The organism is Streptomyces sp. NBC_01092, from assembly GCF_045039535.1.
Lineage (GTDB): Bacteria > Actinomycetota > Actinomycetes > Streptomycetales > Streptomycetaceae > Streptomyces.
This window is the reverse complement of the sequence record NZ_CP108659.1, coordinates 2,533,309-2,547,221: the sequence shown is the minus strand read 5'-3', so window position 1 is coordinate 2,547,221 and position 13,913 is coordinate 2,533,309. Positions and strand designations below refer to the sequence as shown.

Sequence of the window (13,913 nt, the reverse complement as noted above, 5' to 3'; positions counted from 1 at the left end):
TCAGAGGTCCAGCGTGCGCAGCACCAGGCCCGAGGCCGGTTTCGGGCCGAACGACGTCGACTTGCGGGGCATCGTGACGCCCTGGCGGGCGAGGTCGCGTACGACGTCCTCGCGGACCGGGTGCATCAGGACGGCCGTACCGCCGTCGCGTTCCGCTTTTCTGACCGTCGCGGCGGTGTCATGGATGTAGGCGATGCGGGTGGGGTCGTCCTCGGGGATGTGCCAGACGTGGGCCAGGAGCGTGGCGTGCAGGACCGTCGCGTCCAGGGTGCGCCAGGCGGTTGGACGGTCGGTGGGGACCGTGCGGGCGAGGAGCGCCGCGTCCGGTCCGTCGACCAGGTGGAAGGCGCCGTCTCCGGCGAGGAGGAAGGCGTTGCCCGCGCAGGCCGCGTCGGCCAGGGTCTCCAGCGCTTCGGCGAGGGGGACGTCGAGGCGGCGTACGCGGAACAGGCCGTCGAGGGCGGCCAGGGCCTCAGACACCGGCACGCCGTGCAGCAGGCGGTGGATCGCGCGGACGCGGAGGGGATAGCGAGCCGTGTCGACCAGCAGGACCAGGCCGTAGTCCCAGGGGCTGGGCCCGGTGTGCTCCGCGCGTAGACGTCGATAAGTCGCCCACCGGTGGTGGCCGTCGGCGATCAGGGCCTGGCGGTGGGTCAGGTCCGACTGGATGCGGGCCAGGTCGGCCGGGTCGGTGATCGACCACAGGCGGTGGCTGAAGCCGTCCTCTGTGGTGGTCGCGAGGAGTGGCGGGCCCTCGATGGTGCGCTCGATGACGGAGGTCGTGTCGGCCGCCGTGCCGTTGCCCCGGTAGGTCAGGAGCAGGGGTTCCAGGTTCGCGGACGTGGCGCGCATCAGGGCCGCTCTGTCGGCAACCACGTGCGGCATGACGTCCTCGTGCGGCAGGACCAGGCCCTCCGACGGCTCCGAGACGCGCAGGGCGCCGATGACGCCGCGCTGGAGCATGCCCTCGCCGTCGCGCTGTTCGTAGACGTAGAGGCCGGGCTCGGGGTCCGTCGTCAGTACGCCTTCGGACAGCCAGCGGCGCAGGGTCTTCGCCGCCTGTTCGTTGCGGGCGTCCGGCGAATCGGCCTGGGGGAGGATCAGGCGGACGATGTTGTGCGGATCCGCGTCCTGGAGATGGTGCACGCCGTCGGGTCGGACGACGACGTCGTACGGAGGTGATGTCACGGCGGCCAGGCTGCCGACTCGGTCGGGGTCGTAGCGAAGTCCTCGGAACGGGGTGAGTTCGAGGCCTCGGCGCGCCGTTGATTCCGGGTGACCTGCTGTGTTCATCCAGGCATCGTACGGGTGTCAGTGGCATGGGGGATGATCGGGGGAAAGCCGTCGAACGAGGAGCGATGCCAAATGAGCCAGAGCGTCAGGAAGAGGCCCGCAGCCAGTGGCCAGGCCCTGAGCGAGGCGTACGACACGGCGCTGCTCGACCTCGACGGTGTGGTGTATGCGGGCGGGAACGCGATCGTGCACGCCGTCGATTCGCTCGCGACGGCCCGTGCGGGCGGGATGCACCTGGCATATGTCACGAACAACGCGCTGCGGACGCCGGACGTCGTGGCCGCACATCTGACGGCGCTCGGGATACCCACCGGCGCGGACGACGTCATCACCTCGGCGCAGGCGGTCGCGCGGCTGATCAGTGAGCAGGTGCCGGCAAAGGCCCGGGTGCTGGTGATCGGCGGGGAGGGGCTGCGGGTCGCCCTGCGGGAGCGCGGGCTGGAGCCGGTGGAGTCGGCGGACGACGATCCGGCGGCGGTCGTGCAGGGGTACGGCGGGCCGGAGCTGGTGTGGGGGCGGTTCGCGGAGGCGTGCTACGCCATCGCGCGCGGGGTGCCGTGGTTCGCGTCCAACACCGACCTGACGATTCCGAGCGCGCGCGGGATCGCGCCGGGCAACGGGGCGGCGGTGGAGGTCGTGCGGATCGCCACCGGCGCCGAGCCGCAGGTGGCGGGCAAGCCGTTGCCCCCCATGCACCGCGAGACGATCCTGCGCACCGGCGCCGAGCGGCCGCTGGTGGTCGGGGACCGGCTGGACACGGACATCGAGGGCGCGTTCAACGGGGACGTCGATTCGCTGCTCGTCCTGACCGGCGTGACCGACGGCGCCCAGCTGCTGGCCGCGCCGCCGCAGCACCGGCCGACGTATGTCGACGCCGATCTGCGCGGGGTGCTCACCGGGCAGCCTGAGGTCGCCGAGGACGGGGAGGGATTCCGGTGCGGTGGCTGGACGGCGACCGCGCGGGCAGACCGGCTGGAACTCGACGGTGACGGGGCGGCCTTGGACGGCCTGCGTGCGCTGTGTGCGGCGGCCTGGACGGCGGCCGGGGACGGCTCGTGCGCGCTGGACTCGGGAAAGGTGCTGGCGCGGCTGGGCTGGTGAGTCCTCGCACCGCTGCGGAGTGGGGGAGCGCATGCAGCGGGATCGTGGCTGAATGGGAGGGTAGGCTAACCTAACTGCGTGTTGGTTGACAGTCCTCCCGAACAGCGCGCGGAGTCCGTGTCCGCGCCCCCAACCCGACGGGCGATACGTGCCGTTGGGCTGCTCGTCTCTGTCCTGATTCTGGTGGTCGTCGTGTTGGCGAGCATCGCGATCGGGGCGAAACAGCTGTCCCTGGGGGAGGTCTGGCACGGGCTGTTCGAGAGTTCGGGGACCTTCGGCGACGTCGTGGTCGACGACCGGATCTCGCGCACCGTCCTCGGACTGCTGGCCGGCGCCGCGCTCGGCCTCGCGGGGGCCGTACTTCAGGCGCTCACCCGCAACCCGCTCGCCGACCCCGGCCTGCTCGGCATCAACGCCGGAGCGTCCGCCGCGGTCGTCACCGCCATCACGTTCTTCGGCGTCACCAGCTTCAACGCCTACGTTTGGTTCGCCTTCCTCGGCGCGGCCGCGGTCGGGGCGCTGGTCTGGTTCCTCGGCGGCAGCCGCGGCGCCACGCCGGTCCGGCTCGCACTGGCCGGTACGGCGATCAGCGCCGCGCTCTACGGCTATCTCCAGGCCGTGATGATCATGGACGACGCGGCGCTGAACAAGATGCGCTTCTGGACGGTCGGTTCGCTGGCCTCGGCGACGGACTCGACCATCAAGCAGGTGCTGCCGTTCCTCGTGGCCGGCATGGTCCTCGCGCTCGCCCTTGCCCGGCCGCTGAATGCCATGGAGATGGGCGACGACACCGCCAAGGCCCTCGGCGCCAACCTGAACCGCACCCGGGTGCTGTCGATGCTCGCCGCGACCGTGCTGTGCGGCGCCGCGACCGCGGCCTGCGGGCCGATCGTGTTCGTCGGCCTGATGGTGCCGCACGTCGTGCGCTCCTTCACCGGCCCCGACCTGCGCTGGATCCTGCCGTACGCGGCCGTCCTGTCGCCCGTGCTGCTGCTCGGCGCGGACGTCCTCGGCCGTATGGTCGCCCGGCCCTCCGAGCTCCAGGTCGGCATCGTCACCGCGATCCTCGGCGGACCGGTCTTCATCTTTCTCGTACGACGGCGGAGGACGGCCCAGCTGTGAGGACCGCAGTGAAGAGCGAACCGAAGACGGCGGCGCCGGACACGGCCACGTCCGCCCGCGCCAACCGCGCCGTACGAACCCCGGGCGGGCTCTCCGTCCGCCTGGACGTCCGGGCGCTGACCGCCGTCGTCCTGCTGCTGCTCGCCGGGCTCGCCGCGAGCGTCCTGCTGATCGGCACCGGCGACTTCCCGATCTCGGCGGGCGACGTGCTCAGGACGCTGGTCGGCGACGGCAATGCCGGGCAGGATTTCATCGTCAACGAGCTGCGGCTGCCGCGCGTGCTGGTCGGGCTCCTGGTCGGGGCCTCGCTCGGCCTCGCCGGCGCGCTGTTCCAGGCGCTGTCGCGCAACCCGCTCGGCAGCCCGGACATCCTCGGCCTCGGACAGGGCGCCACGGCCGGCGCGCTCGTGGTGATCGTGCTGTTCTCCGGGGACGCCGATCAGGTCACCGTCGGCGCGCTCGTGGGCGGACTCGCGACCGGTTTCGGCATCTATCTGCTCGCCTGGAAGCGGGGCGTGCACGGCTACCGGCTGGTCCTGGTCGGTATCGGCATGTCCGCGATCATGACGGCGGTCAACGGCTATCTGATGACCAAGGCCGACCTGGTCGACGCGGCCCGCGCGGTCGTGTGGATGACCGGCTCCCTCAGCGGCCGTGACTGGGCCCAGGTCTGGCCGTTGCTCGCGCTGTGCGTCATCCTCGTGCCGCTCGTGCTCGGCAACGCGCGCGGGCTCAGGATGATGGAGATGGGCGACGACGTCTCATACGCCCTAGGAGTGCGCGTCGAGCGCGTACGGCTGCTGCTGATGCTGGCCGCCGTGCTGCTGACCGCGGCCGCGACCGCCGCCGCCGGCCCCGTCAGTTTCGTGGCGCTCACCGCCCCGCAGCTCGCCCGGCGCCTGACTCGTTCGCCCGGGCCGAACCTGCTGCCCTCCCTGTGCATGGGCGCCGCCCTCCTCGTCACCGCCGACTGGATCTCCCAGCGGGTCTTCGGCGCCGACCAGTTGCCCGTGGGCGTGGTCACCGGCGTGCTCGGCGGCGTATACCTGCTCTGGCTGCTGGTCACCGAGCGCAAGGCGGGCCGGATATGAGGGCCGGCAGGAGCAAGAGCAACAACAGCGAGAGCCTCAGCAGCGGGCTGAACAACCGAAGGAGCACTGTGAACCGCCTGTCCGCCGACAACGTCACCCTCGCCTACGACCAGCGGGTCATCGCCGAGCAGCTGTCGGTGGAGATACCCGACAACTCCTTCACCGTGATCGTCGGCCCGAACGCGTGCGGCAAGTCCACGCTGCTGCGGGCGCTGTCGCGGATGCTCAAGCCCAGCCAGGGCCGGGTGCTGCTGGACGGGCAGGTCATCCAGTCGATGCCGGCGAAGAAGGTCGCGCGCACGCTGGGTCTGCTGCCGCAGTCCTCGATCGCGCCCGACGGGATCACCGTCGCCGACCTGGTCGGCCGCGGCCGGTACCCGCACCAGGGGATCCTGCGCCAGTGGTCCACCGAGGACGAGCGGGTCGTCCAGGAGTCGATGGAGCAGACCGGCGTCGCCGAGCTCGCGGATCGCTATGTCGACGAACTGTCCGGCGGCCAGCGCCAGCGCGTGTGGATCGCGATGGCGCTCGCCCAGCAGACGCCGCTGCTGCTGCTCGACGAGCCGACGACCTACCTCGACATCCAGCACCAGATCGACGTCCTCGACCTGTGCGCCCAGCTGCACGAGGAGCAGGGACGCACGCTGGTCGCCGTCCTGCACGACCTCAACCACGCCGCCCGCTACGCCACCCACCTCATCGCCCTGCGCGAGGGGACGGTCATCGCAGAGGGCGCGCCCAACGACATCGTCACGGCAGGGCTGGTCGAGGACGTCTTCGGGCTGCGGTGCCAGGTCATCGACGACCCGGAGACCGGGACGCCGCTGGTGGTGCCGGCGGCGCGCAAGGCACGGACCGAGGCGAAGGTGGCGGCTACAGAAGCTTCCTGAGGAGCAGCAGGTCGCGCACGCCCGCGTGCAGCTTCAGCCGGCCCGAGCCCCAGGCCTTGGCGAAGTTCAGCTCGCCGGCGACCAGGGCGACCAGGTCGTCGCCGGCCATGCTCAGTCTGATCTGGGCCTTTTCGCGGGGCGGGCCCTGGAGCGTGTCGTGGACGTGGATCCGGCCGCCGGCCATGCGGCCGGCGAACGTGACGTCCAGGTCGGTGATGTGGCAGCTCACCGAGCGGTCCAGGGCCGCGGCCGTGCGGGCGTCCCCTTCGGCGCGCTGCATGTTGTCCGAGAGCTTTTCGAGTGCGGCGCGGCACTCCTCAATCGTGGCCATCGCGATCGACGGTACCCCAGCGGTTCGGGGTAGCGTCTGGGCATGAGCGACACGCTTCCGGAGCCCGGCGGCCCGCACGAGGAGGCCGAGGCGCAGGCCACGGCGGTGGTCGAGCCGCCGGTCGAACCCGAGTACGACCCGGCCGCCCCCGCCCCGCTGAACGTCCCTCGAACCCCCTCCGGCAACGCCGACGTCGACGCCCAGCTGGAGCGGCTCGGTGACGCCGACCACCTCGCCACGGACGGGCACCTCGAGGTGTACGAGGATGTACACGGGGGGCTGCGCGACGCGCTCACCGCGCTCGACGCCCGCCCGGGACCTCCGGCTCCCACCCGTCACCCGACCACCACCCCTCAACGAGACCCTTCGGGTCACACCTTTTAATCGCCGTACGGACACAGGAGCTGAACCGAACGTGGCAGGAGTCGCACGTCGCCGTCTCGACGCGGAGCTGGTCCGCCGCAAGCTCGCGCGCTCGCGTGAGCATGCCGGCCAGCTGATCGCCGCGGGGCGGGTGACCGTCGGCAAGACCGTCGCGACCAAGCCGGCCACGCAGGTGGAGACCGCCGCGGCGATCGTCGTCCAGACCGACGACGGCGATCCCATGTACGTCTCGCGGGGCGGCCACAAGCTCGCGGGCGCGCTGGAGGTCTTCGTGCCGCAGGGGCTCGCGGTGGAGGGGCGGCGGGCACTGGACGCCGGCGCGTCCACCGGAGGCTTCACGGATGTGCTGCTGAGGGCGGGCGCCACGCAGGTCGTCGCCGTCGACGTCGGATACGGACAACTCGCCTGGACTCTCCAAAGCGATGAACGCGTCACCGTCAAGGACCGTACGAACGTACGCGAGTTGACGCTCGAAGCGATCGATGGGGAACCAGTGGATCTTGTCGTGGGGGATCTGTCCTTCATCCCGCTCGGACTGGTGCTGCCCGCCCTGGTGCGGTGCGTGAAGCCGGACGCCGATCTGGTGATGATGGTCAAGCCGCAGTTCGAGGTGGGGAAGGAACGGCTGGGCAGCGGGGGAGTCGTACGGAGTCTGCAGCTGCGGGCGGAGGCCGTGCGTGGTGTTGCCGAGAAGGCATGGGAACTCGGCCTCGGGGTGAAGGGGGTCACGGCGAGTCCGTTGCCCGGACCCTCAGGGAATGTCGAGTACTTTCTGTGGCTGCGTGCCGGGGCGCCCGCTCTGGACCCGGCCGACGTTGACCGTGCAGTGGCGGAGGGGCCGCGTTGATGCAGAACCGAGCTCGTACTGTTTTTCTCCTCGCCCACACCGGGCGGCCGGCGGCCATTCGCAGCGCCGAGCTGGTGGTCAAGGGACTGCTGCGGTCGGGGATCGGCGTGCGGGTGCTGGAGGCGGAGGCGGAGGACCTGCCGCTGCCGGACGAGGTGAAGCTGGTCAAGGAGGCGACACCGCAGTGCCTCGACGGGTGCGAGCTGCTCATCGTGCTGGGCGGTGACGGGACGCTGCTGCGCGGCGCCGAGTTCGCGCGTGCCTCCGGGGTGCCGATGCTGGGCGTCAACCTCGGGCGTGTCGGGTTCCTCGCGGAGGCCGAGCGGGACGATCTCGACAAGGTTGTCGACCGGGTCGTCACCAAGTCGTACGAGGTCGAGGAGCGGATGACCGTCGACGTCGTCGTGCACAAGAACGGCGACATCGTGCACACGGATTGGGCGCTGAACGAGGCCGCCGTGCAGAAGGCCGGCGCCGAGAAGCTGCTCGAGGTCGTGCTGGAGATCGACGGGCGGCCCGTCACGGGGTTCGGGTGCGACGGGATCGTGCTGTCCACGCCTACCGGGTCGACTGCCTATGCCTTCTCCGCGGGTGGGCCTGTGGTGTGGCCCGAGGTCGAGGCGTTGTTGATGGTGCCGATCAGTGCGCATGCCTTGTTCGCGAAGCCGTTGGTGACCTCGCCGGATTCCGTGCTGGCGGTCGAGGTTCTGCCGCACATCCCGCCGGGGGTGCTGTGGTGCGACGGGCGGCGGACCGTCGAGCTGCCGCCGGGGGCTCGGGTCGAGGTGCGGCGGGGGGCTGTGCCGGTGCGGCTGGCCCGGCTGCATCACGCGTCGTTCACGGACCGGTTGGTCGCGAAGTTCGCGTTGCCGGTTTCCGGGTGGCGGGGCGCGCCGCATTAGCGGTTGCTCGCGCCCACGCGGCGGAGCCGCAGATCGATACAACCCCCCGCGCCCCTGGGGACGTGACACTCGGCTGGGTGACATGTGCCGTCGGTACACATTCGTCACCTGCGCCTTCACATCATCGACCCGGGGGCCGTCGCACTGCGCGCCCCCGACCTCGTAAGGTCGTGTCCGTGTTGGAGGAGATGCGGATACGGTCGCTCGGAGTCATCGACGACGCAGTCGTCGAGCTGTCGCCGGGGTTCACCGCCGTGACGGGCGAGACGGGTGCGGGCAAGACCATGGTGGTCACCAGCCTCGGGCTGCTGCTCGGCGGGCGGGCGGACCCGGCGCTCGTGCGGATCGGGGCCGAGAAAGCGGTCGTGGAGGGACGGATCACCGTCCCCAGGGGCGCCTCGGCCGCCGTGCGCGCCGAGGAGGCGGGGGCCGAGCTCGAGGACGGCGTGCTGCTGGTCAGCCGTACCGTTTCCGCCGAGGGGCGCTCCCGGGCTCATCTGGGCGGGCGCAGCGTGCCGGTGGGCATGCTGGCCGAGCTGGCCGACGAGCTGGTGGCCGTGCACGGGCAGACCGACCAGCAGGGGCTGCTGAAGCTGTCCCGGCAGCGGCAGGCGCTCGACCGGTACGCGGGGGACGCCGTCGCGGTGCCGCTCGCCAAGTACGGCGAGGCGTACCGGCGGCTGCGGGCCGTCGCCGTCGAGCTCGACGAGATCACCACGCGCGCGCGTGAGCGGGCCCAGGAAGCCGACCTGCTGCGGTTCGGGCTCGACGAGATCGCCGGTGTCGAGCCGCGCGCCGGGGAGGACGTGGAGCTCGCGGAGGAGGCCGAGCGGCTGGGTCACGCGGAGGCCCTGTCGTCCGCCGCCACGGCCGCTCACGCCGCCCTCGCCGGCAATCCCGAGGACCCCGAGGGCATCGACGCGGCCACGCTCGTCGCGGGCGCGCAGCGCGCCCTGGACGCCGTGCGCTCGCACGACCCGGCGCTGGCCGCGCTGACCGACCGGATCGGGGAGATCGGGATCCTGCTGGGCGACGTCGCCGGGGAGTTGGCGGGGTACGCCGACGACCTGGACGCCGACCCCCTGCGGCTCGCGGCCGTCGAGGAGCGGCGGGCCGCGCTGAACACCCTCACGCGCAAGTACGGCGAGAACATCGCCGCCGTGCTCGCCTGGGCCGAGGAGGGCAGCGCGCGGCTGACCGAGCTGGACGGCGACGACGACCGGATCGGGGAGCTGACCGCCGAGCGGGACGCGCTGCGCACCGAGCTGGGCGGGCTCGCGCAGGCGCTCACGGACGCGCGCACGGAGGCCGCCGAGCGGTTCGCCGCCGCCGTCACCGCGGAGCTGGCCTCGCTCGCCATGCCGCACGCGCGCGTGTCCTTCGCCCTCCGGCAGACCGAGGACGCGGAGGGCGTGGAGGTCGGCGGTCGCGCGGTCGCCTACGGGCCGTCGGGCGTCGACGAGGTCGAGCTGCTGCTCGCCCCGCACCCGGGAGCGCCGCCCCGGCCGATCGCCAAGGGCGCGTCCGGCGGTGAGCTGTCACGCGTGATGCTGGCCGTCGAGGTCGTGTTCGCGGGGACCGATCCCGTGCCGACGTATCTCTTCGACGAGGTCGACGCCGGCGTCGGCGGCAAGGCGGCCGTGGAGATCGGGCGCCGGCTGGCACGGCTGGCCAAGTCCGCACAGGTCGTCGTGGTGACCCACCTGCCGCAGGTCGCCGCCTTCGCCGACCGGCAGTTGCTCGTCGAGAAGACCAACGACGGGTCGGTCACCCGGTCCGGCGTAAAGGTCCTGGAGGGCGAGGAGCGGATCCGGGAGCTGTCCCGGATGCTGGCCGGTCAGGAGGACTCGGAGACCGCGCGGGCGCACGCCGAGGAGCTGCTGGCGACGGCTCGGGCGGACGCCTAGCCCGTCCCCGGAAGCCGTGGCTGGGGAGGACGTCCGGCCCGTCCCCGGAAGCCGTGGCTGGGGAGGACGTCCGGCCCGTCCCCGGAAGCCGTGGCTCGGGCGGACCTCCAGCCCGTCCCCGGAGGGTCGTAGGGTGGCCGGATGATCAAGCCTGCCGCCTCCTTCGGTCTCTCCGCCGCGCTCACCCGGGCCGCCGTCGTCGCCCTGCGCGCCAAGGCCCCCGGCGGCCGTGACCGCTGGGAGCGCGAGAACTACGCCGGGCGGAGTGTGGAGTTGTACGCCGGGCCCGCCTCGGCCCTGGCCGGCGCGGCCCTGGCCGGGCGGGTGTCGCCGGCCGCCGGGGTCGCCGTGGCCGTCGCCGGGATCTGCGGGGCGTACGACGACGTCGCCGGGGCAGGTGACGCACGGCGGGGCTTCCGGGCGCATCTGAGCGCCCTTCGGGACGGCGAAGTCACCAGCGGGGCCGTCAAGTTGTTCGGGATCTCGGCCGCCGGGCTCGTCGCGGGGGCGTTCCTCAAGGAGCGGCCGCTGGACAAGCTGCTCGCCGGGGTCGTGATCGCCGGAGCCGCGCACTTCGTGAACCTCGTCGACGTACGGCCCGGACGGGCAGCCGCCTGCGTGCTCGCGTTCGGTGCGCCGGGGCTGTTGCGCGGCGGGGCCGGTGCCCGGATCGCCGCCACCGCCATGGGCGCCGCAGCGGCCGTGCTGCCCGACGACCTCGGGGAACGGGCGATGATCGGCGACACCGGGGCGCACGCCCTGGGCGCGGCCCTCGGCGCCGCCGTCGTCGCCGGCAACGGCAGGGCCGGACTGGTCGCGCACGCCGCGGCCGTCGTGGCCGCGGCGGTGTACGGCGACAAAGTGACCGAGATGGCGCATGTGTTGGGCGGGCCGTGAGCCAAGGCGGCGGGGCGGGTGTGGTGGTGAGGGTGTCGGGCGTGGCGTGATGCGCGTGTGCGCGCCATCGCGCCTCTCGTCCCGGCCGGGCGGTGAGACATGCGCCACGCGCGCGTGTTCGTGTACAACGGCCGCCCGGACTCACTCGTGCAGGTGACTCCGGCCGCCGCGTTGCCCGCCCCCGTCCTCCCGCCGGTCCCGGAACGGCCGTGCGTCCTGGCATCCTTGGCGTAAACACGTCGTACGCGAAGAGATCCTCGCGGTACACCCCCTGCGCCCGATCCTTCTGTACTTTCTTCGTGTCCGCCCCACCCACCACCAGGAGCCCCGGCCACGTGACCCCCGTGAGCAGCCACTCACCGCACGGCCAGTCGTCGCTGCGCACCGTGCAGGTGCTGGGCGGCGGCAACGCCGGCAGTAGCGCGCATGTGCGATCGCTGGCCTCGGGGCTGGTCGCGCGGGGCGTGCGGGTCACCGTGGCCGCCCCCGTCGAGGCCGATCGGGCCTACGACTTCACGGGAGCCGGCGCCGAGCACGTACACGTCCCGCGCAGCAGCGATCCCGCCTCGGTGGCCGCGCTGCGGGCGGCGTGCGCGGACGCCGATCTGGTGCACGCGCACGGACTGCACGCCTCCTTCCGCGCGGTGCTGGCGCTGAGCGGGCGGCGCACTCCGCTCGTCGTCACCTGGCACGACCGGGCGCATGCCGAGGGCGCCCGCGCCCATCTCCTGCGGCTGTTGGAGCGGCGCGTCGTCAAGGCCGCCTCCGTCGTCCTCGGGACCACCTCTGCGCTCGTCGACCGGGCCCGCCGGACCGGTGCGCGGGACGCGCGGCTCGCCGCCGTGGCGATGCCCGGACGCCGCCACCCCGTCGAGCAGGACGACCCCGACCGGCTACGGCCCAAGGTGCGCGCCGAACTCGGGTCCACCGGGCGGCCGTTGCTCATCGCCGTCGGCACGCTGGAGCGGCATCGCGGATACGACGTACTGCTGAACGCCTCGCGCGCGTGGCGGCAGCTCGATCCCGCGCCGCTGGTCGTGATCGCCGGGGAGGGGGCGATGCGGGCCGCCCTCCAGCGACGTATCGAGGACGAGGAGCTGCCCGTGCGGCTCATCGGGCGGCGCGACGACGTCACCGAACTGCTCGCCGCCGCCGACATCGCCCTGCTGTCCAGCAGTTGGGAGTCGCGGTCCGTCCTCGCCCAGGAAGCCCTTCACGCGCGCGTGCCGCTCATCGCCACCGACGTCGGCGGCATGTCCGAGCTCGTCGGCGACGCGGCCGAACTCGTCCCGTACGGCGACCCGGACGCCCTCGCCCAAGCCGTCGTACGGCTGCTCGGCGATCCCGAGCGGCAGGACGTCCTCAGGGAACGGGGCGTGCGGCAGGCGGCCACCTGGCCGAGCGAGGACGAGACGGTGGCCCAAGTGCTCAGCGTCTACGACGAGTTGACGCAGCCCCGGCCCATGATCTAGTCCCTCGACGCTACGGCACCAGCCGGCGTGCCCGCAGCGCCAGGCTCAACGCAAGGACCGTCTGCGGGTCGTCGAGGTCGGTGCCCAGCAACTCGCCGATGCGGGCGAGGCGGTTGTACAGCGTCTGCCGGTTGAGGTGCAGTTCGCGCGCCGTCTCCGCCTTGCGGCCCGCGTGTGCCAAGTAGGTCTCCAGCGTGGGCAGCAGGGGCGGCCGGGAGCGGTCGTCGTGCTCGCGCAGCGGGCCGATCGCGCGGTCCACGAAGGCCGCGAGGTCGGGGTGGTCGCGCAGCCGCCACAGCAGCAGGTCGATGTCCAGGCGGCGGGCGTCGTACCAGGGGCGGTCCGCCAGGCCCTGCGCCGCCGTCGCAGTCTCCGCCGCGTGCCTGAGGCCCGCCGACGCCGCCGCCCAGCCGCCCGCGACGCCGACGACCACCACCGGCGGCGCGGCGCCCGGCCGCTGGATCCCGGCCCGCTCCACGCCCGCCCGCAGCGCCGCCGCGACCCGGTCCGCGACCGCCGACCGCTCCGCCTCCGCACGCAGGCCCACCAGCAGCGGCACCCGGCCCTCCACCGGCCGCACGCCCAGCAGCACCGGCACCCCCACCGAGGCCAGCTCCTCACCGACCGCGCGCGCCAGCACCGCCCAGCCACCGGGCGCGGGCCCGTCACCGAGCCGCATCACGACCGGCAGCAGCGGGCCCGTACCCGGCTTGAAGCCCAGCACGCGCGCCTGTGCCGGGGCGTCCCCGGCGGCGATACGGCCCTCCGCGAGGTCGGTCAGGAAGTCGCCCCGCCCGCGCGCCGCCAGCTCCTCCTCCTGGCGCGCCTGCATCAGCACCACGGCGAGGATGCCCGCGGCCCGTTCGGCGGCGATCCGGTGCACGGGCGCCAGCGGGCCCAGGACGGGCAGCAGGACGATACGGCCGCGGACCGACCCTGCCCCCTGGCCGCCGCCCGGCACGTCCACCAGCACCGACCCCGAGGGCGGCGGGGCGTCCTTGTGCTGCTCCCGCAGCCCCTCCCACACCTGCAACGGGTCCGTGCCCTCGGGGCCCGCCCCTGCGGCGTACAGGAGCCGTCCGTCCGTCGCCTCCAGGAAGACCGGGTTGCCGCTGAAGTCCGCGAGGATGCCGAGCACCTGCGGCACCCCGCCGCCGCCGAGCAGGGCCTCGGTGCAGCGGCGGTGCACCTCCTCCGCGCGCTGCAGCAGCGCGTAGTGCCCGTTGACGATCTCGGTGTGGATCTCCTCGGTGACCGTCACGAAGGGGACCTGGCGATGCAGCTGCACGAGCGGGAGGCCGGCCGTGCGAGCCGTGTCGACCAGGGCGGCGGGCAGGCGCGTGAAGCGGGCGCCGAGCTCGATGACCAGGGCCGCGATGCCGCGCTCGGCGAGAGTGCGCACGAACGCCCGCTGGTCGGCCGGGCGGGTGCCGAGGCCGTAGCCCGTGGTCAGCAGCAGTTCCCCGCCCTTCAGCAGGGAGGCGATGTTGGGCACCTCGCCCGCGTGCACCCAGCGCACGGTCCGTTCCAGCCGGTCGGCGCCCGCGAGGATCTCGGGCAGCCCACTGCGCAGACCGGGCAGCTCCAGCGCCCGCCGGACGGTGATCCCGGCGCCGTGGGTGTCGAATGCGCTGCTCGTGCCGCTGTCCATGTGCGGACGCTACCTGTGCGGATGG

General features: G+C 73.0%; 13 protein-coding genes. 10 read left to right on the top strand and 3 right to left on the bottom strand.

The window, feature by feature from the left end:
* The gene (locus OG254_RS11205; protein ID WP_405580130.1) at nt 1-1,293 is read right to left on the bottom strand and encodes a DUF1015 domain-containing protein; all 1,293 of its coding nucleotides are present in this window, start codon (nt 1,291-1,293) and stop codon (nt 1-3) included.
* Between the two features lie 72 nt (nt 1,294-1,365).
* On the opposite strand from OG254_RS11205, the gene OG254_RS11200 reads away from it, so the two are divergent.
* The 4 genes from OG254_RS11200 (at nt 1,366) to OG254_RS11185 (ending at nt 5,497) form a co-directional block, all read left to right on the top strand.
* A complete protein-coding gene (locus OG254_RS11200) occupies nt 1,366-2,394 on the top strand; it encodes an HAD hydrolase-like protein (protein WP_405580127.1) in 1,029 nt (342 codons plus the stop codon).
* Nucleotides 2,395-2,472: 78 nt separating this feature from the next.
* Nucleotides 2,473-3,516: a FecCD family ABC transporter permease gene (locus OG254_RS11195; protein ID WP_405580124.1), complete on the top strand. Its 1,044-nt coding sequence runs from the start codon at nt 2,473-2,475 to the stop codon at nt 3,514-3,516.
* Nucleotides 3,517-3,524: 8 nt separating this feature from the next.
* The gene (locus OG254_RS11190) at nt 3,525-4,607 is read left to right on the top strand and encodes a FecCD family ABC transporter permease (RefSeq protein WP_405594936.1); all 1,083 of its coding nucleotides are present in this window, start codon (nt 3,525-3,527) and stop codon (nt 4,605-4,607) included.
* Complete coding sequence (locus tag OG254_RS11185; protein WP_351201491.1) at nt 4,604-5,497, top strand: ABC transporter ATP-binding protein; 894 nt, start codon at nt 4,604-4,606, stop codon at nt 5,495-5,497. Before OG254_RS11190 ends, OG254_RS11185 begins: the two co-directional genes overlap by 4 nt.
* On the opposite strand, the gene OG254_RS11180 is transcribed toward OG254_RS11185, so the two are convergent.
* Complete coding sequence (locus tag OG254_RS11180) at nt 5,481-5,828, bottom strand: SCP2 sterol-binding domain-containing protein (RefSeq protein ID WP_351201493.1); 348 nt, start codon at nt 5,826-5,828, stop codon at nt 5,481-5,483. The genes OG254_RS11185 and OG254_RS11180 overlap by 17 nt on opposite strands.
* 42 nt (nt 5,829-5,870) lie before the next feature.
* Between OG254_RS11180 and OG254_RS11175 the strand changes: the two genes are divergently transcribed.
* From OG254_RS11175 to OG254_RS11150, 6 genes are all read left to right on the top strand, one after another.
* Entirely contained in the window at nt 5,871-6,212 is a 342-nt protein-coding gene (locus tag OG254_RS11175) for a hypothetical protein (protein ID WP_405580119.1), read from the top strand.
* A gap of 31 nt (nt 6,213-6,243) precedes the next feature.
* Entirely contained in the window at nt 6,244-7,059 is an 816-nt protein-coding gene (locus OG254_RS11170) for a TlyA family RNA methyltransferase (protein WP_405580116.1), read from the top strand.
* Entirely contained in the window at nt 7,056-7,961 is a 906-nt protein-coding gene (locus tag OG254_RS11165; protein ID WP_405580114.1) for an NAD kinase, read from the top strand. Before OG254_RS11170 ends, OG254_RS11165 begins: the two co-directional genes overlap by 4 nt.
* 188 nt (nt 7,962-8,149) lie before the next feature.
* Nucleotides 8,150-9,868: a DNA repair protein RecN gene (recN, locus tag OG254_RS11160; RefSeq protein ID WP_405594934.1), complete on the top strand. Its 1,719-nt coding sequence runs from the start codon at nt 8,150-8,152 to the stop codon at nt 9,866-9,868.
* A gap of 141 nt (nt 9,869-10,009) precedes the next feature.
* Nucleotides 10,010-10,765, top strand: coding sequence for a hypothetical protein (locus OG254_RS11155; RefSeq protein ID WP_351201499.1), 756 nt, complete (start codon nt 10,010-10,012; stop codon nt 10,763-10,765).
* A gap of 335 nt (nt 10,766-11,100) precedes the next feature.
* Nucleotides 11,101-12,237 (top strand): glycosyltransferase family 4 protein, encoded by a 1,137-nt coding sequence (locus tag OG254_RS11150; RefSeq protein ID WP_405580111.1) that lies wholly within the window; start codon nt 11,101-11,103, stop codon nt 12,235-12,237.
* 10 nt (nt 12,238-12,247) lie between these two features.
* Here OG254_RS11150 and OG254_RS11145 read toward each other — a convergent pair whose 3' ends face one another.
* The gene (locus tag OG254_RS11145; RefSeq protein WP_405580108.1) at nt 12,248-13,888 is read right to left on the bottom strand and encodes a PucR family transcriptional regulator; all 1,641 of its coding nucleotides are present in this window, start codon (nt 13,886-13,888) and stop codon (nt 12,248-12,250) included.
* Nucleotides 13,889-13,913: the final 25 nt, after the last annotated feature.

Bases quoted from the DNA above. Each gene is read 5' to 3' on its own strand.
- OG254_RS11205 (WP_405580130.1), bottom strand. From the start codon at position 1,293: ATGAACACAGCAGGTCACCCGGAATCAACGGCGCGCCGAGGCCTCGAA.
- OG254_RS11200 (WP_405580127.1), top strand. From the start codon at position 1,366: ATGAGCCAGAGCGTCAGGAAGAGGCCCGCAGCCAGTGGCCAGGCCCTG.
- OG254_RS11185 (WP_351201491.1), top strand. From the start codon at position 4,604: ATGAGGGCCGGCAGGAGCAAGAGCAACAACAGCGAGAGCCTCAGCAGC.
- OG254_RS11180 (WP_351201493.1), bottom strand. From the start codon at position 5,828: ATGGCCACGATTGAGGAGTGCCGCGCCGCACTCGAAAAGCTCTCGGAC.
- OG254_RS11175 (WP_405580119.1), top strand. From the start codon at position 5,871: ATGAGCGACACGCTTCCGGAGCCCGGCGGCCCGCACGAGGAGGCCGAG.
- recN (WP_405594934.1), top strand. From the start codon at position 8,150: ATGCGGATACGGTCGCTCGGAGTCATCGACGACGCAGTCGTCGAGCTG.
- OG254_RS11155 (WP_351201499.1), top strand. From the start codon at position 10,010: ATGATCAAGCCTGCCGCCTCCTTCGGTCTCTCCGCCGCGCTCACCCGG.
- OG254_RS11145 (WP_405580108.1), bottom strand. From the start codon at position 13,888: ATGGACAGCGGCACGAGCAGCGCATTCGACACCCACGGCGCCGGGATC.